Genomic DNA, 24,450 nt, shown 5'->3' with positions numbered 1-24,450 from the left:
AGATGTCAGACGCGCCGCCCCGTAGGGAAGTACCTTTCCCGGCGGCAGAGTTGAAGATCACATGGCCGAAAGTGGCGGTTCGCGGCTGTTCGTTGGGGTTTGACGTGGGGGCCGGCCGGGCTGGGCACCGTGGGGGCGAGCCCTGCCCGGCCGGGTCGCGCGGGTGGGCCGGTCAGACCGGCACACCGTCCTTGGCGCCGGCCGTGTGGCCGGGCACGGCCGGCGGGGCGGTTTCGGCGGCCGGCGCGTGGCCGTCGTCGACCAGCGTGGCCTCGTCGAAGGGCATCCGGCCCGCGAGGACCTCGGCGGCCCGCCCGCGGTCGAACTCCTTGGTCCACGTCCCGATCAGGACGGTCGCGACGGCGTTGCCCGCGAAGTTCGTCAGCGCCCGCGCCTCGCTCATGAAGCGGTCGATCCCGACGATCAGGCCCACCCCGTCGACCAGTTCGGGCCGGTGCGACTGGAGGCCGCCGGCCAGGGTGGCGAGACCGGCGCCGGTGACACCGGCCGCGCCCTTCGAGGCCACGATCATGAAGAGCAGCAGCGAGATCTGCTCGCCCAGGGCGAGCGGCTTGCCCATGGCCTCCGCGACGAAGAGGGAGGACATCGTCAGGTAGATGGCGGTGCCGTCAAGGTTGAAGGAGTAGCCCGTGGGCACGGTGATGCCGGTGACCGGCCGGGAGACGCCCAGGTGCTCCATCTTCGCGATCAGCCGCGGCAGCGCCGACTCCGAGGAGGAGGTCGACAGGATCAGCAGGAACTCCCGGCCCAGGTAGCGCAGCAGCGCGAACACGCTGATGCCCGTACAGACCCGCAGCAGGGTGCCGAGCACCACGAAGACGAAGAGCAGGCAGGTCGTGTAGAAGCCGATCATGATGACCGCGAGGGACTTCAGCGCGTCCATCCCGGTCGCTCCGACCACGGCCGCGATGGCCCCGAAGGAGCCGACGGGCGCCACCCACATGATCATCGCCAGTACCCGGAACACCAGCTTCTGCACGTGCCCGATCCCGCGCAGCACCGGTTCGCCGGCCGGGCCCATCGCCTGGAGGGCGAACCCGCACAGCAACGCCACCAGCAGGGTCTGCAGCACCTCGCCGCCGGTGAAGGCGGAGACCAGGGTGGTCGGGATGATCCCCAGCAGGAACTCCTGGGTGGTCTCCGCCCCGCCCGCCTTGGCCTGCGCCTCGCCGGCCCGCGCCGCGGCCTCGGTCAGCTGCAGTCCGCTGCCCGGCTCCAGCAGGTTCCCCACCAGCAGGCCGATGGCCAGCGCCACCGTGGACATCACCATGAAGTACCCGAGGGCCAGCCCGCCCACCGCGCCGACCTTGGCGGCCTTGCGGACCGAGCCGATGCCCAGCACGATCGTGCAGAAGATCACGGGCGAGATCATCATCTTGATGAGGTTGACGAAGCCCGTGCCCAGGGGCTTCAGCTCCACGGCCACGCCGGGCGCGGCGAAGCCGACGGCGATGCCGAGCAGCACCGCGGCGATCACCGCGATGTAGAGGTAGTGGGTTCTGTCGCGTCTGGCGGCCATGTCGCGTCTCCTGGTGGTGGGGTCGTTCCGGGAGACCATCGCCCAGCCTGTGACCCCGGTCACCCTTGCGTTCATTGAGTTCACGGGCCGGTGCACACTGAGCGTTATGTTCCGCTTCCCCCGGCCGCCCCGCAGCCTCGCCGGCCAGCTCTTCGCCATGCAGGTCCTGCTGGTCGCGCTCGTCGTCGCCGGGTGCGCGGTCTTCGCGTACGCGAGCGCCCGCGAGCAGGCCGAGGACGCCGCCCGGCGGCAGGCCGGGGCGGTGGCCCGGGCCGTCGCCGACTCGCCCTCCGTACGCGAGGCCGTACGCACCGGTGCGGGCGGAGCGGACCCCTCCACCGCGCTCCAGCCCTACGCCGAGCGGGTGCGCACCGACTCCGGCGTGGACTTCGTGACGATCATGGCCCCGGACGGCAGGCGCTGGACCCACCCCGACCCGCGCCGCATAGGCGAGCGCTTCCTCGGCAACACCGCCCCGGCCCTGCGCGGCGCGACCTTCAGCGAGACGTACACCGGCACCCTGGGCCCCTCCATCCGCGTCGTCACCCCGCTCAGGGACACGGACGGCACCGTCATCGGCCTGGTCAGCGCCGGGATCACCGTCCGCGCCATCAGCGCCCGCCTCGCGGAGCAGCTCACCGCCCTCGCCTGGGTGGCGGCCGGGGCACTGGCCCTCGGCGCGGTGGGTACGTACGTGGTCAACGCCCGGCTGCGCCGCCACACCCACGGCATGAACGCCGCCGAGCTGAGCCGGATGTACGACTACCACCAGGCGGCCCTGCACGGGGTCCGGGAGGGGCTGCTGATGCTCGACGGCCACCGCAGGATCACCCTCATCAACGACGCGGGCCGCGAACTGCTCGGTCTGTCCGGGGAGGTCACCGGCAGCGGAGTCGCCGACCTTGGCCTGCCCGCCCCGCTCACCGGGGCGCTGCTCGCCGACCGGCCCCGGGTCGACGAGGTGCACCTGACGTCCGAACGGGTGCTCGTCGTCAACAGCTCGCCGGTGGCCGGCGGCGGCCGCCGCGGCACCGTCGTCACCCTGCGGGACCACACCGAACTCCTGGCCCTCACGGGGGAGCTGGACCACGAGCGCGGGTTCACCCAGGCGCTGCGCTCCCAGGCCCACGAGGCGGCCAACCGGCTCCACACCGTCGTCTCGCTGATCGAGCTGGGCCGCAGCGAGGAGGCGGTGGACTTCGCCACCGCGGAACTGGAGCTGGCCCAGGCCCTGACCGACGAGGTCGTCACCGCCGTCGGCGAGCCGGTGCTGGTCGCCCTGCTGCTCGGCAAGGCCGCGCAGGCGCACGAACGCGGCATAGAGCTGGTCGTCACCCCGGAGTGCGGGGCGATCGAGGCCGGCCCGGGGGTACCGCCCGCCCGCGACCTCGTGACGGTGCTCGGGAACCTCGTCGACAACGCCCTCGACGCCCTGACGGGGGTGCCCGGCGGGCGGATCACCGTCACCGTCCGCCGGGACCCGGACGGGCTGCTGCTGCGGGTCGCGGACAACGGGCCCGGCCTGCCCGAGGGGGTGGACGTCTTCCGGCGCGGCTGGTCGGGCAAGGGGGAGGGACGGGGCCTGGGCCTGGCTCTGGTGCGCCAGGTCGCCCACCGGCACGGCGGCTCGGTGGAGGCCGGGGGCGCCCCGGGCGGCGGAGCGGCGTTCACGGCGCGCCTGCCGGTGCCTCCGGCGGCCGCGGCCACCGGGCCGGCGCGGACGGGCGGAGCCCCGCCGCCCCCACGGCACGACACGGACGCTGCGGCCGGGGGGCCTCCCGGCCGGGCCGCCGGGGGAGGTGCGCGATGAGCGGGCCCGTACGCGTCCTCGTCGTCGAGGACGACCCCGTCGCCGCCGACGCCCACGCGCTCTACGTCGGCCGGGTGCCCGGCTTCACCGCCGTGGCCGCCGTCCACTCCCTGGCCGAGGCCACCCGCGTGCTGGAGCGCACCCGCGTCGACCTGCTGCTGCTCGACCTCACCCTGCCCGACGGCCACGGGCTGCGCTTCGCGCGCGGACTGCGGGCGGCCGGGCACCCCGCCGACGTGATCGCGGTGACCTCCGCGCGGGACCTGGCCATGGTCCGCGAGAGCGTCTCGCTCGGCGTCGTGCAGTACGTGCTCAAGCCGTTCGCCTTCCCCACCCTGAGGGAACGGCTGCTGCGCTACGCGGAGTTCCGCGCGGCCGCGGGCGAGGCGGCGGGCCAGGACGACGTCGACCGGGCCCTCGCCGCACTGCGCGCGCCCGCTTCGGCCCAACTGCCCAAAGGGCTCAGCGCCCCGACCCTGGACCGGGTCGCGGCGCTGCTGCGGGCGGCGCCCGAGGGGCTGACCGCCGCGGCGGCGGCCGAGGCGGCCGGGATCTCCAGGATCACCGCCCGCCGGTACCTGGAGCACCTGGTGGACACCGGCCGCGCGGACCGTACGCCCCGGTACGGCCAGGTCGGCCGCCCCGAACTGCACTACCGCTGGCTGGCGGCGGCCGGTTCGGTGTCGAACGTGTAGAACTTCCGGTGGTCGAGCATGTCCGCCGGGGTGACGTCGTTCCACGGCCGCATCGTGTCGCGCAGGTCGATCACGTTCGGGGTGCCGGCGGCCGGCAGGTAGGTCGAGTTCGGGTTCTTCGCCTGCCAGTCGGCCCACAGCTTGTCCACGAAGGCGTGGTGCATCCAGAAGACGGGGTCGTTGGGGGAGACGCCGGTGGCCATCTGGCCGCCGACCCACACGTGCACCCGGTTGTGGAGGTTGGCGCCGCGCCACCCCTCGAGGTGGTTGCGGAAGCCGTTCGAGGAGCTGTTCCAGGGGGCCGTGTCGTAGACCGGCATGGCCAGTACGGCGTCCACCTCGGCCCGCGTCGGCAGCTGGGCGACGCCCTCGCCGAGCGCGCGCCGCAGGTAGTTGCGGCCGTCCACGCGTACCGCTATCTCCCACTTGCCCGTCGCGTAGGCGAAGGGGCCGTCCATGACCTGCCCGTCGCGGGCGCGGCCGGTGCCGCCGAGGAAGTCGGCGGCCCACAGGGAGGAACGGGCGGTGCGGTCGGCGGTCCAGTCCCAGTACGGCAGCGAAACGCTCTTGTCCACCGCCTGAAGAGCCGCCTCGAACTCGAGCAGAAAGCGGCGGTGCCAGGGGAGGAAGGAGGGGGAGCGGTGACCCACCCGGTCGCCCGAGTCGGTGTCGCTCATGATGAAGCCGTTGTGGGTGGTGACGAAACGGTCGTAGCGGCCGGTCCGCTTCAGTTCGAGCAGCGCGTTGGTGAAGGCGCGCTTCTCCTCGGCGGTCAGCGCGGCCTGGTTCTTGCGCACGGCCATCACATGCCGCCCGTCTGCATCGGGGCGAGCTGCGAGCCCTGGAGCTCCCGCACGGCGGCGCGGGCCAGCGAAGTGGGATCGGCGTACGTCTCGTAGTGGTTGACGACGCTGATCCAGGTGCCGTCGGCGTTGCGCATGACGTGGAGCTCGCGGCCGTCTATCCGGACGGTCGGCATGCCGGCGCCGTGGTGGCCTCCGTGGTGGCCGCCGGTCGCGGGCGATATCTGAATGCGGCGGCCCTGGTACACCTCGTCGACGGTGCCGGCCGGGGTGGCGGCGGCACGGGAGTCGGTGGCGGCGGCGTGCGCGGTGGCGCCCGCGATGCCGAGGACGGTGAGTGCGCCGGCGGTGGTGCCCAAGGCCTGCCGGCGGGTGATCTTGTTCATGGCGGAAGAACTACCAGGGCCCGTACGACAGTTGACCGCTATCCGGACATCGGCGGATAAGTTCTGTGTAGAACCAGTTGGATGATCTTCCCGTCCGGACCGGCTCCAGTGGCCCGGACGGGAAGATCTACGGAAGAAATACTACTCGACGGTAATTTTTTCGGCCCGGCGGAGCCCCTATGCGGGGGGTCACATCGCAGACTCGGCCGGAAGCCATGCCGGAAAGCGCCCCGCGCGACCGGTTTTCCAGGGTTTCTGTAGCCACACCGCAAGGCGGTATGCCCCGATGGTCCTGATATGGCGCTGTGTCGTACGAACGACGCCCGCGCCCGGGACGCCAAGAAGGAGGCGTCCGCCCTCAGCCGTGTCCTGGCGGGCCGCCCCTCCCGCGACCCGGACCCCGGCCCGGCGGCGCTCAGGCCGACGCCGACCAGCGCATCCCCAGCTCCGTCAGCGCGGCCACCCGCTCCGGGGCCAGCTTCGCCGCCCGGGAACGCTGGTTGGCGATCCACGCGCCCAGCCGCAGCTCCTGCCCCCCGACCGGCTCCACGTGCGTACGCGGCACCCGCAGGTGCCCCTCGCGGGCGTGGAACCGCCGGGCCGCCTCCAAGTGCCCCGCCCACGCGGCGGCATGACTGCGCCGCGGCGGCGGGCGCTCCGCCTCCGTGGCCGGTGTCAGCCCCAGCGCGTGCTCCAGCAGCCACCGCTGCGCCCAGGCCAGGCGTTCCCACCCCAGTCGCTGGCTCCGCACCCACAGCCCCAGGTCCTCGCCCTGGACCACCAGCGAGCCCGGACCGGACGGGACGGCGCCGCCCGCGTCCAGATGGGCGCGGGTCAGCCGGAACGCCCGCTGCCAGCCGATGTCCCAGGCCGGGCACCAGGACGGGTCGATCTCGTCCAGGGCCTCCCGGCGCTCCTGCGGCAGCGCACCCGGCCCCTCCCGCCGGGCGGCGGCCCGGTTGTTCTTCATCCACACCCCGACCGGCATCCCGTGCCAGGTGGCCTCCACCGGCGGCAGCAGGTGGCCGTGCTCGGCGGCCCAGGCGCGGGCCGCCGCGAGCCCCTCCTCGAAGGCCACGTCGAAATGGCTCCACACCATGCCGAGTTCCTCCAGCTCCCGGGTCCGCTCCCGGCCCAGGGCGCCCCTGCGGTACGTACGCCGCGCGTCCGCGATCCACTGGCCGAGCGGGAAACCCGCCAGCGCCGCCGGCCACGCCTCGCCGCCCGCCGGCACCCTGAAGGCGAACGGCACCTTCAGGTCCCCGGCCGACGCCGCGTAGATCCGCGCCGCCTCCACCCCGCGCCGCCACTGCGTGTGCTCCGGATTGAGCACGCGCAGCCGGATGAACGCCGCGAGCAGCGCCGGATCCCGGGGCACGGAGAAGCTCAGCAGCGCCCGGGCCGCCGCCCCGGGACCCGTGCCGGCCCCGGCCGCCGCCGGGGCCTTCGCCGCCGCGCTCGGCGCCTGCGGCTGGGCCAGGGCCTCCACCAGCCTCGAGTCGTGCGCCCTCAGCGCCTCCAGGAGCCGCGCGAGGTCCCCGTACGCCCGTGACGTCAGCATCGACTCCGGCGACTCCCCCGGCCCCAGCAGCACCGGCACCACCAGGGAGGCCACCTTGCCCTCGCCCGGCCGCATCCGCAGGGCCCGGCCCACCGCCTGCACCAGGTCCGGCATGGAACCGCGCACGTCCGCCCAGAAGACGGAGTCGCACTCCTTCGTGTCCACCCCCTCGCCCAGCACGCGCACGCTGCCCAGGAACGCCTTGTCCGCGACCCGGTCGGCGGCGAACGCCTCCAGCACCCGCCGCCGGTGCGCCGCCGTGTGCTGCCCGCACAGCCAGTCCGCCCAGACCGTTCGCGGATACACCGGAAGCGCCGACCGGCTCGCCGCCCGCAGCCGGTCCGCGACCGCCGGAAGCCCCGCCGCGAACGCCTCGGCCTCCTTGGTGAGGTGGTGGAACACCAGCGTCCGCCGGAAGCCCTGGTCCGCGGCGGCCTTCACCAGCGCCGCCTGGAGCGCCGCGAGCCGCATCCCGCGCACCCGGTCGGAACGGCCGTCGGCGCCCAGCAGCACCGCCGCCTGGAAGCCGGGATCACTGACGTCCACGCACACCACCCGGTACGGGGCGCAGATGCCCCGGTCGATGGCCTCCGACAGCGACAGGGTGTAGCAGCGGGCGCCGAACGGCCCCTGCGGATCGTCCTCCATGGACGCGACGAGCCCGCCCCGGCCCCGCGGCTCCGCGCCGCCGGCCGTCTCCGCCGCGTACGCGCCCGCCTCCTCGGCCTCCTCCGCCTCCTCGGCTTCCTCGGCTTCCTCGCTCTCCTCGCCGTCGCGCCACACCCGGGGCGTGGCCGTCATGTACAGCCGCCGGACCGAGGGGATCCGCGCGTTGTCGTGCACCACCGCCCAGGGCTTGCCGATCCGGCCGGACGTACGGTGCGCCTCGTCGACCACGACCAGGTCCCAGGGCGGCAGACCCTCCAGGTGCGCCCGCTCGATGGTGCCCAGCCCCAGCGAGGCGTACGTGGCGAACACCGTCACCCGCTCCACCGGCCGCGAGCCCCACCGGGCCAGCTGCGCCGGGGCGGTCGTGGTGGGCACCCCCACGTCCTCCCCGCGCAGCGAGCACACCGCGAGCGCCCGGCCGGTGCGGCCCCCCTCCCGCCAGGCGGCGACGGTCTGCACGAGCAGATCGAGCGAGGGGACCAGTACGAGGACCCGGCCGGCCCGCAGCTCCTCGGCCGAGCGCACGGCCACCAGCGACTTGCCGGAGCCGGTGGCCATGATCACCTGCGTCCGCAGGCCCCGCTCGGGCACCCGGCCGGTGGCGGGCAGCTGCAGCGCGCGCACGACGGCGTCGACGGCCTCGCGCTGATGAGGGCGCAGCTCCTGCTTGGCCATGCACCTCACCCTGCCCGCTTTTATCTGCCCGTTCGGCTCCAGGCCCTATCTTGCCTCGATTCTGAGTCAAAGAGGGGGAAGCGACACCGGCAGGATCACCGGGCGCCGAAGTTCTGCGTCCACCAGGGCCCGCCGGAACCGGAGTGGATGCCCACGCCGATGTCCTTGAAGGAACAGTTGAGGATGTTGGCGCGGTGGCCCGGGCTCTTCATCCAGGAATCCATCACGGCCTGCGCGGTCTGCTGCCCCCTGGCGATGTTCTCCCCGTACGTCGACCACCGGTACCCCGCGGCCGTCGTCCGCGCCCCGGGGTCGGTGCCGTCGGGGTTGGTGTGCGAGAAGAAGTCCCGCCGCGCCATGTCGTCGGAGTGCCGCTGGGCGGCGTCGCGCAGCTGCGCGTCCTCCCTCAGCGGACCGCAGCCGGCCGCCGCACGTTCGGAGTTGACCAGGGAGACGACCTGCCCCGCGACTCCCGCCGGGGCCGGCCCGGGGGCGGGCGGAGCCGGGGGCTTCGCCGTGCTCTTCGTCGGCGCGGGAGCCGCCGAGGTCTGCGCGGTGCTCGCGGAGGCCGAGGGGGAGGACGAAGCGGACGCCGAGGGGGACGGCGAGGCCGACGCGGAAACGGAAGGCGAGGGGGAGCCCGAGGCGGAGGCGGACGGCTGCGGCGCGGCGGAGTCCGGCGCGGAGAGGGCCGCCAGCGGGGAGGGGGACGCCCCGCTCGCCCCGGCGTCCCGCGAACCGGGCAACTGGCCCAGGTACACCAGGCCGCCGCCCGCGACGCACGCGGCGACCACCGCCCCGCCGATGGCCCGGCGCCGGTTCTGGCGCCGCTTGCGCTGCGCCGCGCGGCCCGCCGGGCCGTCGGGGCCGTCCGGGCCGGCGGCGGAGTCCCCGCCCTTGCGGCGGGCGGCGCGGCCCGGGCCCGACACCACCGGCGACAGCTGCGTCGCCGCGTCGGCGAAGGCCGCGCCGGCCGGGGCGTAGCCGGCGGCCACGGTGGCCCGTACCCCCTCCAGGAGCGCCGCCCCGACCGGGACCAGCGCCAGCCCCGCCAGCAGCCCCTCCGCCGGCACCAGTCCGTTCCACAGGCCCGAGCAGCGCAGGCACTCACGGGCGTGCCGGGCTATTCGCTTGCGCCACAGCGCGGAGGGCCGGCCGTCCCAGGTGCCCGTCATCGCCCGCAGCCCCTCGCAGGGCGGCTGCGCCTCCAGCGCCCGCTCCACCACCCGGGCCGACTCCAGCTGCGCCTTCATCCGCTGCACGCGCACCGCCGTGTGCTGCGGGGTCAGCTCCAGGGCGGCGGCCACGTCGGCCCGGGTCAGCTCACCGGCGCACTCCAGCCACCACAGCGACAGCAGCGCCTGGTCCTCGCGCTCCAGCCAGCGCGTGGCGCGGGCCGTCTCGCGGCGCTGCCCGGACAGGTGGAGCCGTACGACCGTCAGGTCGGCGAAGTCGGCGCCGGGATCGGCGACGTCCTGGGCGGCCTCCAGCCCGCTCTGCCCCGGACCGCCGCTGCGGGCCTGCCAGTGCGCCCGTACGCGGTTCATCGCGATGGCCACCAGCCAGGACCGGAAGCTCTCGTCCGCCCGCAGCCCGCCGAGCCCGTCGAGCGCCCGCAGCATGGTGTCCTGCACCACGTCGTCCACGTCGTGGGAGCCGTTCAGAGCGCGCCCGACGATGTTGTAGACGAGCGGCAGGTGGGCGCTGACGAGCTCGTCCTGCGCGCGGGGATCGCCCGCGCGGGCCGCTGCCACCAGCTCTGCCGTGTGCTGTGTACTCATGTGAAGTCCCTGTCCGTACCGGCGGTCGATGTTGCCCGATAACTGGGAGACCGTCGAGTGGGACCCGGATAACAGTTATCCGGAAGAATCTTTTCTGCGCTCGGCCGCCGGGCACGATGACGGAGGGTCAGGCGGCCGCGCGGGGGAGCCGGCGGACGGAGCCGCCAACGGACCGCGCTCTGCGCGGGAGGGGGAGGACACATGGCGGTATTCGTGTGCGCGGAGTGCGGAACGGGGCTGACGGCCTCTGTGTCCGAGGTGGCGCTGCCCGTCCACGCCCACCAGAAGTACGGGCACCAGTTCCTCCCCGCCCTCATGGACCCGGGTACGTATGCCGTCGACCCGGAGCCGTTCGGGCCGCCGTGGCGCCGGTGGAGCGGTATCGCAGCGGAGGAGGCGGCGGAACGAGGCGTCTTCGCCCCCGCGCTCGCCGGCCTCTCCTTCGGGGCACCGGGAGCGGTCGTCCTCGCGCCTGGGGACGTCCGCGGCGCCGTGCTGATCCCCGAGCGCTGCGACGGCCACTGCATGGGGCCGGACGGCAGGGACGGGCCGAACCTGGCCTGCGTGGAGTGCGGACGGGCGGTAGGCACGCGGATCGACGACTGCTCGTACTGGCAGGCGGTCCGGCTGGCCCCGGACGCCGTCCGCCGCGTCCCCGGTCCCGGCGCAGCTCCCAGGCCGGCCGGCTGGCGGACGCTGGCGCGGGAGCGCCCGGGTCTGCCGCCCGTCCAGTCGCCCGGCGAGTGGAGCCCCCGCTGGGCCGCTGCGGCCGGAGTGGTGCTGGCACACCTGCTCGCGGCCTCGGGCGGCGCACGCGTGGCCGTCCCCGGCGGCCTGTTCGCGGACACCGTCGGCCGTGCGCTCGACGCGATGCTGCCGCCCGGCCCGCACGTGAAACGGGCGGTCCTCTCCGGACCGGGGCTGCCATCCCCGGCCGTGGCCCACGACATCGCCCTCGTCCCACTGCATCCGCAGACCGGGCGGACGTGGCGGCCGGCGACGCGGGCCGCGCACACCGTGCCGGTGGACTTCGACGTGTGGACGCACCTGGCCTTCCCGTACGAAGCGCTGCCCGTCCCCGCGACGGGCGGACTGCCCGTGGACGTACTGCGGGACGACCCGCTGCCGATGCACCCGCGCGGACCGTTCCGGCCCGACGGGGAGGTGTTCCTCCACACCCTGGCCCGGCTGCCCGCCGTCCGCCGACCGTGGTTGCGCGCCGTCTTCGACCGGGTGAACGCCCGCCCGTACGCGGCGCCGTTCTAGGAGGCGCGATTTCGGGCGGGGGGTCCCAGGCCGCCCGAACCGGGGCCGGCAGGGAGGCGTACAGGGAGAGCCCTGCCTCGCGCGGGCCCGGGGCCGGTACGTGGTGGGGCCGCCGCCGGGCCGGACGGGGCTCTCAGCCCGGCGGCGCCGGTTCAGCGGCCGCGCAGGCCCTCGTCGACGGCGGTGGTCAGCTCGCCGTCCGCGGTGTCGGCGTCCAGGGACCAGAACATGGCCCCGCCCAGACCCCGTTCGCGGACGTACCGGGCCTTCGTCCGCAGCACCTGCGGGTCGTCGTACGTCCACAGGGTGGTGCCGTCGAAGAGCCAGGCGTGGCCCCCGCGCCGGTCGCGGTGCACCTGGAAGGTGCCGGAGGCGGCCAGCTTCCTCAGCTCCTCGTAGTCCTCGTACCCGGCTGCCCACTTCGCCGGCGCCGGGCCCGCGGCCGGCCGGCCCATGCCGTCCCCGCCGCCGGTGACCCCGGTCCAGCCCTGCCCGTAGAACGGCATGCCGACCACCAGCTTGCGCGCGGGCGCCCCGCGCCGGAGCCAGGACTCCACCGTGCCGTCCACGCTGAAGTCGCCGCGGGCGTACAGCGCGGACTGCTGGGCGGTGGTCCTCTCCCCGGACACGTGGAAGTCGTAGCCCTGGAGCGTGACGAAGTCGAGGTCGCGCATGACGCGGCGGACGTCGAAGCCCGCGTCGATCTTGGCGGGGGAGGCCGGGACGAAGGCCGTCAGCTCGTACGAGCGCTTCCGTCCGCGTCCGTAGGCGTCGAGCTGGGTGCGGAACTCGCGCACCAGTTCCGTGAAGTTGCGCCGGTCCTCCGGCCGGAACACCGTGTCCGTGTCGCCCGCCGAGCCCGGCCACTCCCAGTCGAGGTCGATGCCGTCGAAGACCCCGGCCGCGGCGCCCGGCCCGCCCCGGGCGCCGTCCCGCGGGAGGTCGCCCTTGAGGTAGAGGTCGATGCAGGAGCGTACGAGGGCCTTGCGGGAGGCGGGGGTGAGGGCCGCGTCCGAGAAGTGTGTGGACCAGCTCCAGCCGCCCAGCGAGATCAGTACCTTCAGGCCGGGGTGCTTGGCCTTGAGCTCCTTCAGCTGGTTGAAGTTCCCGGCCAGGGGCTGCTCCGGCGTGTCGGCCACACCGTCCACGGACCCGGCCGCGTCCAGCGGGCGCGCGTAGTCGGCCCAGGCGTCGGCCTCGCCGGGGACGCTGCCGGTGAAGCACTTGCCGTCGGCGCCGATGTTGCCGAAGGCGTAGTTGACGTGCGTGAGTTTCCCGGCCGTGCCGCTCGTGTCGAGGTCCTTGACCTGGAAGTCGCGCCCGTAGACGCCCCATTGGGTGAAGTACCCGACCTTCCGGTACGCGCGGTCGTGCGTGCCCGTTCCGTCCCGGTCCCCGGCGGCCGCGGCGGGCGCGAAGGCGGCCAGCAGGGACAGGGAACAGGCGGCGACAGCCAGCCGGCCGAACGTGCTGCGGCGCATGGGGCGCATGGGGTGCATAGGACGCTTGGGACGCATGGGCTTCCTTTGCGGATGCGGGAAGTGGTGCTCCTGAGCCGTGCGGAGACGGGGCGGCCCTGCACCGGCGGCGCCCGTCCCACCCAGGAACGTATTGGTCTGGACCATCCACGGTCAAGGGGGTGTAGGCACCCGGCCCCGTCCCGCGGACGACCGTCCGAAAAACCTCCTTCACGACGCTGGGCACCTCCACGCGCCCTCGCTACCCTCCGCGCATGATTCCCACGGTGGTCTGGGGCACCGGCAACGTCGGCCGCGCGGCGATCCGCGCCGTCGACGCCCATCCGGCGCTCGAACTCATGGCGGTCGTCGTCCACAACCCCGCGAAGGCCGGCCGTGACGCCGGTGAACTCGCCGGCCTCGGCCACCGGCTGGGGGTGGCCGCCACCGACGACATCGAGGCGGTGCTCGCCGCCCGCCCGGCGGCCGTCGTCTACGCCGCGTCCGGCGACATCCGCCCCGACGGCGCCCTCGCCGACATCACCCGCGCCATCGCGGCCGGCGCGGCCGTGGTCAGCCCGGCCCTCTACCCGCTCTACGACCACCGCGGCGCCCCGCCGGAGTTCCGGGATCCGGTGCTGGCCGCGATCGCCGCGGGAGGCGGCTCGTTCTTCGCCTCGGGCGTCGACCCCGGCTGGGGCAACGACGTACTCCCGCTGCTGCTCAGCGGCCTGGGCACCACCGTCGACGCGATCCGCTGCCAGGAGATCTTCGACTACTCCACGTACGACCAGCCGGACTCCGTGCGCCACCTCGTCGGCATGGGCCACCCGATGGACTACGAGCCGATGATGCTCGTGCCCTCCGTCCCGACCATGATCTGGGGCGGCCAGATCCGGATGATGGCCCGCGCCCTCGGCGCCGAACTCGACGAGATACGCGAGACCTCCGACCGCCGCGCCCTCGACACCACGGTGAGCACCCCGTCCATGGGCGAGTTCGAGGCGGGAACCCAGGGCGCCATCCGCTTCGAGGTCCAGGGCATCGTCGGCGGCGAACCCCGCATCGTCATCGAACACGTCACCCGCATCCACGCCTCCTGCGCCCCCGACTGGCCCGCCCCGCCCGACGGCGGCGCCGGAGCCCACCGGGTGGTCATCGAGGGCCGCCCGCGCATCGAGGTGACCGTCGAGGCCACCGACGAGGGCGAGAACCGCTCGGCGGGCGGGAACGCCACCGCCGTCGGACGGCTGGTGGGTGCCATCGACTGGCTCGTGGCCGCCGAACCCGGACTCTACGACGCCCTCGACGTCCCGCTGCGGCCCGCAGTCGGCAGACTCGGAAGGAAACAGCCATGAGGATCGACATACCCGAGGGACAGCACCCGATCGAGTACGTCTGGGGCGACATGGTCCCCGGCATCGGCATGGCCGCCGCCAATTTCTCCCTCTCCGTCTACGCCCACACCACCCTGGGCCTGCGCGAGTTCGAGGCGGCGCGGCTGCGCATCGCGCAGATCAACGGGTGCGTCTTCTGCCTCGACTGGCGCACCGAGCGGGACGGGCAGAAGGTCGAGGAGGAGTTCGCCGACGCCGTCACCGCATGGCGCACCACCAAGGCCTTCGACGACCGCACCCGCCTCGCCGCCGAATACGCCGAACGCTACGCCCTGGACCACCACAACCTCGACGAGGAGTTCTGGGAGCGGATGACCGCGCACTACAGCCAGCTGGAGATCGTGGAACTGAGCATGAGCATCGGCTCCTGGCTCGCCTTCGGCCGGCTCAACCACGTACTGGGCCTCGACAGCGTCTGCGTGCTGCCGGGCGGCTGAACGGTGACGCCCCGGCCACCGCACGGCCCGGGGCCGCCCGGTGGATCCGGACGGCCCCGGGGCGCGGCCTCCTCAGAGGTCCGTCGCGATGATCCTCTCGATGTTCCGCTCGGCGAGGGCCGTGATCGTCACGAACGGGTTGACGCTGGTGTTGCCGGGGATCAGCGCTCCGTCGATGACGTACAGGCCCGGGTGCCCGTGCAGCCGGCCGTAGTTGTCGGTGGCCCTGTTCAGTACCGCGCCGCCCAGCGGGTGGTACGTCAGGTGGTCGCCCCAGACCCTGTGGGTGCCGAAGAGGTCGGTGCGGTAGATCGTCCCCTCCTTGGCGTTGATCCGGTCGAAGATGCTCCTGGCCATGTCGATGGACGGCTGCTTCCAGGCCGTCTGCCAGTCCAGCTCGACCTTCCCGGCCGCCGCGTTCCACGAGAACCGCGCGCGGTGCGGGTTCTTGGTGATGGAGAGGTAGAAGGACGCGTACGTCTCGATCCCCGTCGGCAGCGGGGCCACCTCGGCGAAGGCGCCGCCCGCGTCCCAGTTGTCGATGCCGCCGCAGGGGATGGAGGCCTGCACCTTCCCCGTCGGGTCCCACATGTGGTTGGCGCGGCCGCACATGACGTTCCCGTTGTCGCCCCATCCCCTGCCCACCTCGTCGTTCAGGTGCGGCAGGGCGCCCGTGGCCTTCAGCCGGACCAGCAGCTTGCTGGTCCCGACACTGCCGGCCGCGAAGAACACCCGGTCGGCGGTGACCGTCTTGGTGGCGACGACGTCCCCGGTGGTGCCGAGCTGCTCCATGACGACCGTGTAGCCGCCACCGTCCGAGGGGGAGACGGTGGTGACCCGGTGCAGGGGCGAGATGGTGACCCTCCCGGTCGCCCTGGCGGCGGCCAGGTAGGTCTGCTGGAGGGACTTCTTGCCCGCGTTGTTGCCGTAGAGGATCTCCCCGTCGAGGGCGGACTTGGGAACGGTGCCGGCCACCTCCCGCTCCATGTAGTCCCAGTCGTAGACGTCGGGGACGAAGACGAAGGGGAAGCCGGAGCGCTGGGCGTGCTTGCGGCCGACGCGGGCGTACTGGTAGCAGGCGACCGTCTCGAACCAGTCCGGGTCGATGAGTCCCACCCCGAGCCCGGCGTTGGCCCGCGGATAGTAGGTGCGGTACATCTCCTCGGCGTCCACCGAGGGGAGGACGGCGGCGAAGTTCTGCCGCCTGGGGGTCACGGCCATGCCGCCGTTGACCAGCGAGCCGCCGCCGACGCCACGGCCCTGGTAGACGGTGATCCCGCCCATCTCCTCGGCATCGAGGATGCCCGTGTACCGGGGGACGTCCTTGTCGATGGGGAAGCCGAGGAAATTACTCAGCGGTGCCTTGGTCCTGGTGCGCAGCCAGTACGAGCGGTAGTCGGGCCTGGTGGTGTTGGCGAAGATCTTGCCGTCGCTGCCGGGGGTGTCCCAGGCCATGCCCATCTCGGCCATGTGCACGGGGACACCGGCCTGGGCGAGCCGCAGCGCGGCGACGGAGCCGCCGTAACCGGTGCCGATCACGAGGACCGGGAGGTGCGCCCCGGATGCGAGGGGCGTGGGGACGGGGGCGGTGGCCGTGGCCGGTTCGGCATGGGCGGGGGGCGTGTTGACCGCGAGGGCGGCCGCTCCGAGAATAGAACCAGTTCCAGCGATGAATCCGCGGCGGGAAACACCCCTGGACACCTTGCTGTTCAGGCTTCTGTCACTCATGTGACGTTCCTCACTCTCGATGGAGTGGGAACAAGTTCTACTGGCGAACGCCTGCTAAGTCACTACACGCGTCGCGGTAACTTCCGGCCGGTTCCGGCCCGTTGGCGGCCGCGGCGCCCCGAGGCTCAGGGCAGGCTCCAGTGGCCCACGTTGTTGCCCAGCCCCGCGTCCAGTGCGAACTGCACCGCGGCGAGGCGGGCGTCCTCGGGGAGCCGGAAGGTGACGAACCCCGAGGCCGAACCACCGGGAGGCAGGGTGAGGGTGCCGGGAAGGCTCGGCCCGGCGCCGGTCGCGGTGCTGGAGCCGGTGAACCGCTGCCCTTCGGCGTCGAGGAGGTGCGCGGCCGGCGCGGGGGAGTCCTCGTACGGCACCGTCCCGGTGTTCTCCAGGCGCAGCTCCACGGCGACCAGCCGGTCCGCGTCCACACGGCCCGCGGGGTCGACGACCCGGGTCAGCGTGACGTCGAGCCGCTCCCCGGGCCGGTTCCCGTCGAGGGGGACGGTCTCCCCGGACCCGTCGGGCCCGGCGCCGACCAGCAGGAGCACGAGCAGGGGCCCCAGCAGCCGCCCCGCACGGTGGCGCACGACTCCTCCTCCACTCCGTGTACCCGCCCCCTCCCCGCCCACGATCCTCCGCCGGCCCCGCTCCCGCCACCGGCGACACGGAATATGGATTGGATCTTCCGCCCGCTTCGTGGCAGGCTTGGCGCCACCAAAGGGGTATAGCTCAGCTGGTCAGAGCGCTGGTCTCCAAAACCAGATGTCGTAGGTTCGAATCCTGCTACCCCTGCCGAGCCGGACCCCGGGAGATCACTCCCGGGGTCCGTTTTGTCTTCCCCGTGGGGGTTGCCTGGGGGAAGCCCGGTGCGGCGCGGGCCGCTCAGGGGGTGCCCGCCGATATCCGCCTTCCCCGGGGGCTCGGGGTGGACGCCGCGCCGGCCTGGACCGCCTCGGCCGCCCTGGTCGCGGTGGCACTGTGGCAAGCCGTGGTTCAGGGATGCCGAGCCCCGGCGTCGGCTGGTGTGGCGTGGCCACCGGCGTGGAGGGTTAAGCGGCAGTCGAACCCCGACGCCCCCCGTCCCTCGCCCCCACCCGGCAGGCCGGATCGTGAAATCGGGCGATGTGTCCCTCAACATGGCGCTAACGCAGGCGAGTTGGGGGCTACTGAGGTCGATGATCCTCAATTCTTCCTCAGAAGAACGCTTCGGTTTCCCCGTTCCTCTACCGGCGCGGCTACGGTCTTGGCGCAGGGGCCGCCTCGCTGACCTGATGGTGGCCCCACGAAAAATTAGACATGGGGGAATTATGCGTTTTACGGTGCGTGGGACCGTCGGACCGGTCTTCGCTTTGGCTCTACTGGGGGGAATGGCCTCCCCGGCTCATGCGGCAGGCGATGAGTCGCAGCCCGTGACCTCGGTCGAGGTCGTGGAGGAGGCTGCCCCCGAGGACAATTCGCTGGAGCACCTGCCGGAGACGTCGACCAACTCGGAGTCCGGCACGCAGGCGTGTGACAACCCTCGCCGCACATGGTTCGAGATCCCCTCGAAGACCGGAATCCACATGCCGGCCAAGTTCGCCGGCACGTCCTTCAAGGACGGTCCGGGAGGCACCATGGTGGTCAGGGTGGAGAGGTCGGGCAAGGTCCTCCGGGAGGTCAGCGCGGGCGGTGAGGTCGAGGTCAGTGGCATCGTCGCCAAGGCCAAGGTCTCCATCACGGCGAAGATCGGCACCGAGGTCGGGATCACCGTGGGGCACGAGTACCGCAGGAACGTGACCAGCGGCAAGTACGGCCACCTCCAGTACGGCTCCTGGGGGTACGCCGTGAAGTGGGCCAAGTACGAGACCAGTGCGGACCGGTGTGGCAAGAAGCTCATCAAGAGCGGCACCGCGAACCTGCCCACCTCGGAGGTCGGCTGGAAGTACTGGGAAACGAGCTCGTGACCGTTCCTCGCAGGCCGCTGACCGTGGCGGCGGCCCTCGCTGTCGCATCCTTCCTGGCGGCCGGCTGCGGTAGCGAGAGCGCGCCACCGTCGGGCAGTCCGACGAGCGTGCGGTCATCCGCGGGGGAGACCGAGGAAGCCCAGGGCAGTAGAGCCAAGGGCCTGTTGGAGAAAATCCATCCCGATTCTCCCGAGTTCGTGGAATCCGGCATGGAAAGGGTCCGGGACGGCGTTCACTCTCGCTCTTCGCTCGCGAAGGGAAAGACGTACAAGGTCGCCGTAGCCTGTGTCGGCACAGGCGCCGTCGACATGAAAGTCGGTGAAAAGGGGGCGGAGTCCATTCCCTGTGACGGAGTATCGGTGAGCCGACGGGTCGAGGATTCTCCGGAAGAACTGCCCGTCGACATCACTGCGGCTTCCGGAGCCACGGGAATGGTCGCCTGGCAGATCACCGCCGCTTCCTCCTGACGGCGATGCTTCAATGGTTCCTGCTCACCGCCAGAATCGGTGGGCAGGAACCATTTCCCGTTCGCGGCCGCTGAGCCCGGCAATTGCGCGCTGCGCGGAGACCCTTTCCGGGGGCGAACACCGCGTCTGGCAGACTGGCACGGTTGTCCCGGCGGTGCAGGACAGGAAACCGGTGCGAATCCGGTGCGGTCCCGCCACTGTGACCGGCCGCCGCGTCCGCGCGACGGCCGGGAGTCAGACACTGACGCACCGCCTCTTCACTTCGACCGGGGACGAGGATCCCCCGGAGAGGCCTCATCATGTCGCGTGTCCGCGCCGCCGTGCGCTCCTTCCTGCCGCTCGCTCTCGTCGTGCCGCTCACCGCCTGCGGCGGTCCGCCCGGGGCGGAGCGGCCCGGGCCCGGTGCGCACGCCGCGCCCGGGTTCCCGTACGCCGTGACCAACTGCGGCGTCAGCACCACCTATCAGGCGCCGCCCGAACGCGCCGTCACCATGAACCAGCACGCCACCGAGATCATGCTGGCCCTCGGACTCCAGGACCGGATGGCCGGCACCGCGTATCTCGACGACTCCGTGCTGCCCGCCTACCGGCCCGCCTACGACAAGATCAAGGTGCTGGCCAAGGAGTACCCCTCGAAGGAGGTGCTCCTCGGGGCCAACCCCGACTTCGTCTACGGCGGTTACGCCAGCGCCTTCGACAAGGGGCAGGGCCGGGACCGCGAAGGGCTGGCCAAGGCCGGCATCAACTCGCGGCTGAGCGTGGAGTACTGCACCCAGGGCCCGGTCGGGCTCGAACAGCTGAAGACCGAGATCACCGAAGTCGCCCGGACCTTCGGCGTGCCCGAGCGCGGCGCGGCCCTCGTCCAGGACGAGCAGCGCCGCGTCGACGCCGTCACCGCCCGTGTGAAGGACAGGCCCCGGCCGTCCGTCTTCGTCTACGACTCCGGGGAGGCCTCCGCCTTCACCTCCGGCGGCAACGGCATAGGCAACGAGATCGTCTCCCTGGCCGGGGGGACGAACGTGTTCGCCGACCTCAAGGACACCTTCGGCGACGTGCCGTGGGAGAAGGTCATCGAGCGCGGTCCCGAGGTCATCCTCATCTACGACTACGGCGGCACCACCGTGGAGGCCAAGAAGCAGCGCCTGCTGAACGATCCGGCGCTCGCTCGGGTTCCCGCCGTCAGGGACCGCCGGTTCGTCGTCCTGCCGCTCTCCTCGGCCGTGCTCGGGGTCCGCGTCGCCGACGCCGTCGAGTCCCTGGGCCGCCAGCTGCACCCCGACGCCGCGTGAGCCGGGGCGTGAGGGGGCGCCGCACCGTCGGTGTCCTGGTGCTCCTCGCCGCCGCGCTCGCCGCGGCGGCCGTGGCGGGGCTCGCCCTGGGACCCGTACGGATCGCCCCCGGTGAGGTCGTCGGCATCGTCCTCCGCGGCCCCGGGATGCCCGGCGCCTTCCCCTCCATCGTGTGGGACGTGCGGATGCCGCGCGTGCTGCTCGGGGCCGTCGTCGGGGCCGGGCTCGCGGTCTCCGGCGCCGTGCTCCAGGCCCTCGTACGCAACCCGCTCGCCGATCCGTTCCTCCTCGGGGCCTCCTCCGGAGCCTCGGCGGGAGCGGTGCTGGTCATCGTGTCCGGTGCGGGCGCAGCCGGACTCGCGGGCGGGCTCGGGCTGCCGGCCGCCGCGTTCGCGGGCTCGACGGTGGCGCTCGTCGCCGTCTACGCCATGGCCGGGCGCGGCGGCACCATGAGCACCGGGCGGCTGATCCTGGCCGGGGTCGCCGTGCAGTACGTCCTGTCCGCGCTGACCAGCCTGGTCCTCGTGCTGTCCGCGCACCCCGACCAGATCCGTACCGCCCTGTTCTGGACCCTGGGCGGCCTCGGCGGGGCCCGCTGGGAGGAACTGGCCCTGCCGGCCGCCGCGCTGCTCGCCGGCACCGGCCTGCTCCTCGCGCTGGCCCGGCCGCTGGACCTGCTGCTGGCGGGGGAGGAGGGAGCCCGCACGCTCGGCCTGGACACCGGACGCTTCCGTGCCGCCGTGTTCGTGCTCTCCTCCCTCGTCATCGGGGTGCTCGTCGCCTACAGCGGGGCGATCGGCTTCGTCGGGCTGATGGTCCCCCACGCCGCCCGGATGGCGGTCGGCGCCGGCCACCGGGCCGTGCTCCCGGTCGCCGCGCTGGCCGGCGCGGTCTTCCTGGTCCTGGCCGACCTGGTCGCCCGTACGGCGGCGGCTCCCGAGGAGATCCCGGTCGGGGTGGTCACCGCACTGCTGGGCGGCCCGTTCTTCCTGTGGATGCTGCGCCGGACGGGCCGGTCCGAGGCGGTGGCCGGATGACCGGCGGACCGGCGGAACTCGCCGTCGAGGCCCTTCGTTACGAGGTGGACGGGCACACCCTGCTGCACGGGGTCGACCTCACCGCCCGCCCCGGTGAGACGGTCGGTGTCGTCGGGCCGAACGGCAGCGGCAAGACCACCCTGCTGCGCTGCGTCTACGGCGCCCTGCGGCCCACCGCCGGCCGGGTGCTGCTCGACGGGGCCGATGCCGCGGCGCTCGGCGTCAAGGAGCGCGCCCGGCGGGTGGCGGTGGTCCCGCAGGACGCCACCGGCACCTTCGGGCTGACGGTCCGCGAGGTCGTCGCCATGGGCCGCAGCCCGCACAAACGGTTCTGGGAGCAGGACGGCCCGGAGGACCGGCGGCGCGTGGCCGAGGCCCTGGACAGGGTCGGCGCCGCCGCCTGCGCGGAGCGCCGCTTCGAGGAGCTCTCCGGCGGTGAGCGCCAGCGCGCGCTCGTCGCCCGCGCCCTCGTCCAGGAACCGGGCCTGCTCACCCTGGACGAGCCGACGAACCACCTCGACATCCGCTACCAGCTGGAGGTGCTCGGCCTGGTCCGCGCCCTGCCCGCGACCGGGCTGCTCGTCCTGCACGACCTCAACCTCGCCGCCTCCTTCTGCGACCGGCTGTACGTCCTGTCGGCCGGCCGGGTCGTCGCGGCGGGCCCGCCGGCCGAGGTGCTGGACGAGGACCTGCTGGCGGAGGTCTACGGCGTCCGCACCCGCGTCGGGGTCCACCCGACGACGGGCGCCCCCAGCATCGTCTACCTGCCGGAGCCGGCCGCCGGATGAGGCCACCGCGGCCGAACAGATGGAGGGGCCCCGGCGCGTGGCGCCGGGGCCCCTCCATGGGCCGTGCTAGCCGCCGTACGGGCGGGTGATGATCTCCATTCCGTGCCCGGCGGGGTCCAGGAAGTACACCCCGCGGCCCCCGTCGTTGTGGTTGATCTCCCCGGGGTGCTTGCCGTGCGGATCGGCGAAGTACTCGACCCCCGACACCCGGATCTTCTCGAAGGCGGAGTCGAACTCCTCCTCCGAGATCAGGAACGCGTAGTGCTGCGGGGTGATGGACTCGGCCGGGACGGCCGCGAAGTCCAGGGTCACGCCGTTGGCGGTGGACACCGGGACGAAGGGACCCCACTCGGGGCCGACTTCAAGACCGAGGATGTCCGCGAGGAAGGCGGCGGACCGCTTGTTGTCGAGGGAGTGGACGATCGTGTGGTTCAGCTGGACGGACATGGGTTAATGCCTCCGAAAGGCATGCCACGGCACCTCCATGCCTCACCCGGTCGGTGACCGGCACGCGATGCCGTCACCTTGATCCTAAGCACCCGTCCGGGTGCGGTCCACCCCTTTCGCGCCGGAGCGGGCCCGGGGTCCGGCCCCTCCCGCTCGGGGTCCGCCGATCGTCCGGACGGCCACCCGGGCCACAGACCAACCGGTATGCCTACACTGCCACTTCGCCGATCACACACCGGCCGGAGCCGAGCGGACCGGCGAACCGCACCAACCCCGCCACCCATCCCCACCGCACCGCCCACCCCCACCACACTGACCGCGCGAACCCCACGAGTACGGAGGAACGACCCGTATGCGCTATCTCCCCCTGGGCACCTCAGGGCTGAAGGTCTCCGCCGTCGGCCTCGGCTGCAACAACTTCGGCGGCCGCCTCGACGCCCAGGCCACCCGCGCCGTCGTCGACGCCGCCCTCGACTGCGGGATCACCCTCCTCGACACCGCCGACATCTACGGCGGCCGCGGCGGCTCCGAGACCCACCTCGGCCAGGCCCTCAAGGGCCGCCGCGACCAGGTGGTCCTCGCCACCAAGTTCGGCTACGACGGCGTCGACATGGGGTACGGCCCCGCCGCCGGCGCCCGCGGCGGCCGCGCCTACATCCGGCGCGCCGTCGAGGAGTCCCTGCGCCGCCTGGACACCGACCACATCGACCTCTACCAGCTGCACAGCCCCGACCCCGCCACACCCGTCGCGGAAACCCTCGCCGCCCTCACCGAGCTCGTCACCGAGGGCAAGGTCCGCTACATCGGCCACTCCAACCTCACCGGCTGGCAGCTCGCCGAAGCCGCGCACGTGGCCCGCGAGACGGGCGCCGTGCCCTTCGTCTCCGCGCAGAACGAGTGGTCGCTGCTCCAGCGCTCCGCCGAGCGGGAGCTGGTCCCCGCCGCCCGCCACTACGGCCTCGGCGTCCTCCCGTACTTCCCGCTGGCCAACGGCCTCCTCACCGGCAAGATCCGCCGGGGCGCCCCCGTCCCGGCCGGCTCCCGCCTCGAAGGCCGCGACGCCTACCTCACCGAGGAGCGCCTCGACACCGTGGAGGCCCTGGCCGCGATCGCCGGGAAGCACGGCCGAGGCGTCCTGGAGCTGGCCATCGGCTGGCTCTCCGCCCAGCCCGGCTGCTCCTCCGTCATCGCAGGCGCCACCTCGCCCGAGCAGGTACGGGCCAACGCGGCCGTGGCCGACCGCCCGCTGGAGGCGGAGCTGCTGGCCGAGATCGACGAGGTCGCGGAGGCCCACGCATGAGCGGTCCGCTGCGCTGCGCGGTCCTCGACGACTTCCAGGGGGTGGCCACCAGCCTGGCCGACTGGTCCCCGGTCACCGGCCGGGGCGTCGAGGTGGTCACGTACGCCGACCACCTCGACGACGAGGACGAACTGGCCGCCCGTCTGGCCGGCTTCGACATCGTCGTCACCCTGCGCGAACGCGTCGCCTTCCCGGCGGGCCTGCTGGAGCGGCTGCCGCGCCTGCGCCTCCTGGTCGCCAGCGGCATGCGCCACTCGGTCATCGACCACGCCGCCGCCCGGCGCGCCGGGGTCACCGTCTGCGGCACCGCCAGCTCCTCCACCCCGCCCGTCGAGCTGACCTGGGCCCTGCTGCTGGGCCTGGCCCGCGGGATCGTCCAGGAGAACACCGCCCTGCGCGAGGGCGGCCCCTGGCAGCAGACCGTCGGCGCCGACCTGCACGGGCGGCGCCTGGGCCTGCTGGGCCTCGGCAAGACCGGCAGCCGCGTCGCCCGGATCGGGCTCGCCTTCGGCATGGAGGTCACGGCCTGGAGCCGGAACCTCACCAAGGAGCGGGCGGACGCGGAAGGGGTGACGCTCGCCGCGTCCAAGGAGGAACTGCTGGCCGGCAGCGACTTCGTCTCCGTCCACCTCGCCCTCGGCGAGCGCACCCGCGGCCTGATCGGCGCGGCGGAGCTGGAGCTGATGCGGCCGACCGCCTACCTCGTCAACACCTCCCGCGCCGCCATCGTGGACCAGGAGGCGCTGCTCGACGCCCTGCGCGCCGGCCGCATCGCGGGGGCCGGCCTCGACGTCTACGACACCGAGCCGCTGCCCGCCGGGCACCCGCTGCGCACCGCCCCGGGGCTGCTCGCCACCCCCCACCTCGGCTACGTCACCCGCGCCAACTACGCCACCTACTACGGCGAGGCCGTCGAGGACATCCTGGCGTTCCTCGACGGCTCGCCCGTGCGCGTCCTGGGCGGCGGCTGAACCGGC

General features: G+C 73.3%; 21 protein-coding genes, 1 tRNA gene and 1 riboswitch. Of the genes, 13 read left to right on the top strand and 9 right to left on the bottom strand.

Going from position 1 to position 24,450, the window contains the following annotated elements; translation table 11 throughout:
• Nucleotides 1–172: 172 nt before the first annotated feature.
• Nucleotides 173–1,540, bottom strand: coding sequence for a cation:dicarboxylate symporter family transporter (locus ACZ51S_RS18220; protein ID WP_468961409.1), 1,368 nt, complete (start codon nt 1,538–1,540; stop codon nt 173–175).
• Nucleotides 1,541–1,697: 157 nt separating this feature from the next.
• Here ACZ51S_RS18220 and ACZ51S_RS18215 point away from each other — a divergent pair, with 157 nt between their 5' ends.
• Together ACZ51S_RS18215 and ACZ51S_RS18210 are read left to right on the top strand one after the other, a co-directional pair.
• Nucleotides 1,698–3,350 carry a sensor histidine kinase gene (locus ACZ51S_RS18215; protein ID WP_468961448.1) on the top strand — a complete coding sequence of 551 codons (1,653 nt, stop codon included), beginning with the start codon at nt 1,698–1,700 and terminating at the stop codon, nt 3,348–3,350.
• Nucleotides 3,347–4,045, top strand: coding sequence for a response regulator (locus tag ACZ51S_RS18210; RefSeq protein WP_467890867.1), 699 nt, complete (start codon nt 3,347–3,349; stop codon nt 4,043–4,045). The genes ACZ51S_RS18215 and ACZ51S_RS18210 overlap by 4 nt, the downstream gene beginning before the upstream one ends.
• On the opposite strand, the gene melC2 is transcribed toward ACZ51S_RS18210, so the two are convergent.
• The 4 genes from melC2 to ACZ51S_RS18190 form a co-directional block, all read right to left on the bottom strand.
• Complete coding sequence (melC2, locus tag ACZ51S_RS18205; RefSeq protein ID WP_388940120.1) at nt 4,003–4,848, bottom strand: tyrosinase MelC2; 846 nt, start codon at nt 4,846–4,848, stop codon at nt 4,003–4,005. The two genes, ACZ51S_RS18210 and melC2, sit on opposite strands and share 43 nt — an antisense overlap.
• Nucleotides 4,848–5,234 (bottom strand): apotyrosinase chaperone MelC1, encoded by a 387-nt coding sequence (gene melC1 / locus ACZ51S_RS18200; protein ID WP_468961406.1) that lies wholly within the window; start codon nt 5,232–5,234, stop codon nt 4,848–4,850. Before melC1 ends, melC2 begins: the two co-directional genes overlap by 1 nt.
• Nucleotides 5,235–5,649: 415 nt before the next feature.
• Nucleotides 5,650–8,139 carry a helicase associated domain-containing protein gene (locus tag ACZ51S_RS18195; RefSeq protein WP_468961404.1) on the bottom strand — a complete coding sequence of 830 codons (2,490 nt, stop codon included), beginning with the start codon at nt 8,137–8,139 and terminating at the stop codon, nt 5,650–5,652.
• 95 nt (nt 8,140–8,234) lie between these two features.
• Entirely contained in the window at nt 8,235–9,920 is a 1,686-nt protein-coding gene (locus ACZ51S_RS18190) for a sigma-70 family RNA polymerase sigma factor (protein ID WP_468961403.1), read from the bottom strand.
• A gap of 201 nt (nt 9,921–10,121) precedes the next feature.
• On the opposite strand from ACZ51S_RS18190, the gene ACZ51S_RS18185 reads away from it, so the two are divergent.
• Nucleotides 10,122–11,186 (top strand): hypothetical protein, encoded by a 1,065-nt coding sequence (locus ACZ51S_RS18185; protein ID WP_468476561.1) that lies wholly within the window; start codon nt 10,122–10,124, stop codon nt 11,184–11,186.
• Nucleotides 11,187–11,338: 152 nt separating this feature from the next.
• On the opposite strand, the gene ACZ51S_RS18180 is transcribed toward ACZ51S_RS18185, so the two are convergent.
• Nucleotides 11,339–12,667, bottom strand: a complete 1,329-nt coding sequence (locus ACZ51S_RS18180) for a glycoside hydrolase family 18 protein (protein ID WP_468961401.1) — start codon at nt 12,665–12,667, stop codon at nt 11,339–11,341.
• A 251-nt stretch (nt 12,668–12,918) separates the two neighbouring features.
• Between ACZ51S_RS18180 and ACZ51S_RS18175 the strand changes: the two genes are divergently transcribed.
• Nucleotides 12,919–14,001, top strand: coding sequence for an NAD(P)H-dependent amine dehydrogenase family protein (locus ACZ51S_RS18175; protein ID WP_468476563.1), 1,083 nt, complete (start codon nt 12,919–12,921; stop codon nt 13,999–14,001).
• On the top strand, nt 13,998–14,477 hold the full coding sequence (locus tag ACZ51S_RS18170; protein WP_468476564.1) for a carboxymuconolactone decarboxylase family protein: 480 nt from the start codon (nt 13,998–14,000) through the stop codon (nt 14,475–14,477). Before ACZ51S_RS18175 ends, ACZ51S_RS18170 begins: the two co-directional genes overlap by 4 nt.
• A gap of 72 nt (nt 14,478–14,549) precedes the next feature.
• Here ACZ51S_RS18170 and ACZ51S_RS18165 read toward each other — a convergent pair whose 3' ends face one another.
• Together ACZ51S_RS18165 and ACZ51S_RS18160 are read right to left on the bottom strand one after the other, a co-directional pair.
• Nucleotides 14,550–16,205 carry a GMC oxidoreductase gene (locus ACZ51S_RS18165; RefSeq protein WP_468887428.1) on the bottom strand — a complete coding sequence of 552 codons (1,656 nt, stop codon included), beginning with the start codon at nt 16,203–16,205 and terminating at the stop codon, nt 14,550–14,552.
• 125 nt (nt 16,206–16,330) lie between these two features.
• Complete coding sequence (locus ACZ51S_RS18160; RefSeq protein ID WP_468961399.1) at nt 16,331–16,789, bottom strand: DUF4352 domain-containing protein; 459 nt, start codon at nt 16,787–16,789, stop codon at nt 16,331–16,333.
• Between the two features lie 131 nt (nt 16,790–16,920).
• Here ACZ51S_RS18160 and ACZ51S_RS18155 point away from each other — a divergent pair.
• The 6 genes from ACZ51S_RS18155 (at nt 16,921) to ACZ51S_RS18130 (ending at nt 21,726) form a co-directional block, all read left to right on the top strand.
• Nucleotides 16,921–16,994: transfer RNA gene (locus ACZ51S_RS18155), tRNA-Trp, on the top strand.
• Nucleotides 16,995–17,611: 617 nt separating this feature from the next.
• Complete coding sequence (locus ACZ51S_RS18150; RefSeq protein ID WP_468476567.1) at nt 17,612–18,145, top strand: hypothetical protein; 534 nt, start codon at nt 17,612–17,614, stop codon at nt 18,143–18,145.
• The gene (locus ACZ51S_RS18145; RefSeq protein WP_468476568.1) at nt 18,142–18,612 is read left to right on the top strand and encodes a hypothetical protein; all 471 of its coding nucleotides are present in this window, start codon (nt 18,142–18,144) and stop codon (nt 18,610–18,612) included. The genes ACZ51S_RS18150 and ACZ51S_RS18145 overlap by 4 nt, the downstream gene beginning before the upstream one ends.
• A gap of 127 nt (nt 18,613–18,739) precedes the next feature.
• A riboswitch (cobalamin riboswitch) is annotated at nt 18,740–18,876 on the top strand.
• A gap of 35 nt (nt 18,877–18,911) precedes the next feature.
• Complete coding sequence (locus ACZ51S_RS18140) at nt 18,912–19,901, top strand: ABC transporter substrate-binding protein (RefSeq protein ID WP_468476569.1); 990 nt, start codon at nt 18,912–18,914, stop codon at nt 19,899–19,901.
• A gap of 8 nt (nt 19,902–19,909) precedes the next feature.
• Nucleotides 19,910–20,938, top strand: a complete 1,029-nt coding sequence (locus ACZ51S_RS18135; protein ID WP_468961396.1) for a FecCD family ABC transporter permease — start codon at nt 19,910–19,912, stop codon at nt 20,936–20,938.
• Nucleotides 20,935–21,726 (top strand): ABC transporter ATP-binding protein, encoded by a 792-nt coding sequence (locus ACZ51S_RS18130; RefSeq protein ID WP_468961394.1) that lies wholly within the window; start codon nt 20,935–20,937, stop codon nt 21,724–21,726. The genes ACZ51S_RS18135 and ACZ51S_RS18130 overlap by 4 nt, the downstream gene beginning before the upstream one ends.
• 66 nt (nt 21,727–21,792) lie before the next feature.
• Here ACZ51S_RS18130 and ACZ51S_RS18125 read toward each other — a convergent pair whose 3' ends face one another.
• Nucleotides 21,793–22,173 carry a VOC family protein gene (locus tag ACZ51S_RS18125; RefSeq protein WP_468476572.1) on the bottom strand — a complete coding sequence of 127 codons (381 nt, stop codon included), beginning with the start codon at nt 22,171–22,173 and terminating at the stop codon, nt 21,793–21,795.
• A 352-nt stretch (nt 22,174–22,525) separates the two neighbouring features.
• On the opposite strand from ACZ51S_RS18125, the gene ACZ51S_RS18120 reads away from it, so the two are divergent.
• Entirely contained in the window at nt 22,526–23,473 is a 948-nt protein-coding gene (locus tag ACZ51S_RS18120; RefSeq protein ID WP_468476573.1) for an aldo/keto reductase, read from the top strand.
• The gene (locus tag ACZ51S_RS18115; protein WP_388940145.1) at nt 23,470–24,444 is read left to right on the top strand and encodes a D-2-hydroxyacid dehydrogenase family protein; all 975 of its coding nucleotides are present in this window, start codon (nt 23,470–23,472) and stop codon (nt 24,442–24,444) included. Before ACZ51S_RS18120 ends, ACZ51S_RS18115 begins: the two co-directional genes overlap by 4 nt.
• The last annotated feature ends 6 nt before the right edge of the window (nt 24,445–24,450 follow it).

It is taken from the genome of Streptomyces sp. NPDC034043 (genome assembly GCF_055575675.1).
Note: the sequence above shows the minus strand (reverse complement) of the source record. Positions and strands in the feature narration are given on the sequence as shown.

What these genes read in the sequence shown, in the direction of transcription:
- ACZ51S_RS18185 (WP_468476561.1), top strand. Translation starts at nt 10,122, where the DNA reads ATGGCGGTATTCGTGTGCGCGGAGTGCGGAACGGGGCTGACGGCCTCT.
- ACZ51S_RS18165 (WP_468887428.1), bottom strand. Translation starts at nt 16,205, where the DNA reads ATGAGTGACAGAAGCCTGAACAGCAAGGTGTCCAGGGGTGTTTCCCGC.
- ACZ51S_RS18125 (WP_468476572.1), bottom strand. Translation starts at nt 22,173, where the DNA reads ATGTCCGTCCAGCTGAACCACACGATCGTCCACTCCCTCGACAACAAG.
- ACZ51S_RS18170 (WP_468476564.1), top strand. Translation starts at nt 13,998, where the DNA reads ATGAGGATCGACATACCCGAGGGACAGCACCCGATCGAGTACGTCTGG.
- melC2 (WP_388940120.1), bottom strand. Translation starts at nt 4,848, where the DNA reads ATGGCCGTGCGCAAGAACCAGGCCGCGCTGACCGCCGAGGAGAAGCGC.
- ACZ51S_RS18220 (WP_468961409.1), bottom strand. Translation starts at nt 1,540, where the DNA reads ATGGCCGCCAGACGCGACAGAACCCACTACCTCTACATCGCGGTGATC.
- melC1 (WP_468961406.1), bottom strand. Translation starts at nt 5,234, where the DNA reads ATGAACAAGATCACCCGCCGGCAGGCCTTGGGCACCACCGCCGGCGCA.
- ACZ51S_RS18215 (WP_468961448.1), top strand. Translation starts at nt 1,698, where the DNA reads ATGCAGGTCCTGCTGGTCGCGCTCGTCGTCGCCGGGTGCGCGGTCTTC.
- ACZ51S_RS18120 (WP_468476573.1), top strand. Translation starts at nt 22,526, where the DNA reads ATGCGCTATCTCCCCCTGGGCACCTCAGGGCTGAAGGTCTCCGCCGTC.
- ACZ51S_RS18115 (WP_388940145.1), top strand. Translation starts at nt 23,470, where the DNA reads ATGAGCGGTCCGCTGCGCTGCGCGGTCCTCGACGACTTCCAGGGGGTG.
- ACZ51S_RS18195 (WP_468961404.1), bottom strand. Translation starts at nt 8,139, where the DNA reads ATGGCCAAGCAGGAGCTGCGCCCTCATCAGCGCGAGGCCGTCGACGCC.
- ACZ51S_RS18210 (WP_467890867.1), top strand. Translation starts at nt 3,347, where the DNA reads ATGAGCGGGCCCGTACGCGTCCTCGTCGTCGAGGACGACCCCGTCGCC.
- ACZ51S_RS18130 (WP_468961394.1), top strand. Translation starts at nt 20,935, where the DNA reads ATGACCGGCGGACCGGCGGAACTCGCCGTCGAGGCCCTTCGTTACGAG.
- ACZ51S_RS18190 (WP_468961403.1), bottom strand. Translation starts at nt 9,920, where the DNA reads ATGAGTACACAGCACACGGCAGAGCTGGTGGCAGCGGCCCGCGCGGGC.
- ACZ51S_RS18175 (WP_468476563.1), top strand. Translation starts at nt 12,919, where the DNA reads ATGATTCCCACGGTGGTCTGGGGCACCGGCAACGTCGGCCGCGCGGCG.
- ACZ51S_RS18180 (WP_468961401.1), bottom strand. Translation starts at nt 12,667, where the DNA reads ATGCGCCGCAGCACGTTCGGCCGGCTGGCTGTCGCCGCCTGTTCCCTG.
- ACZ51S_RS18140 (WP_468476569.1), top strand. Translation starts at nt 18,912, where the DNA reads ATGTCGCGTGTCCGCGCCGCCGTGCGCTCCTTCCTGCCGCTCGCTCTC.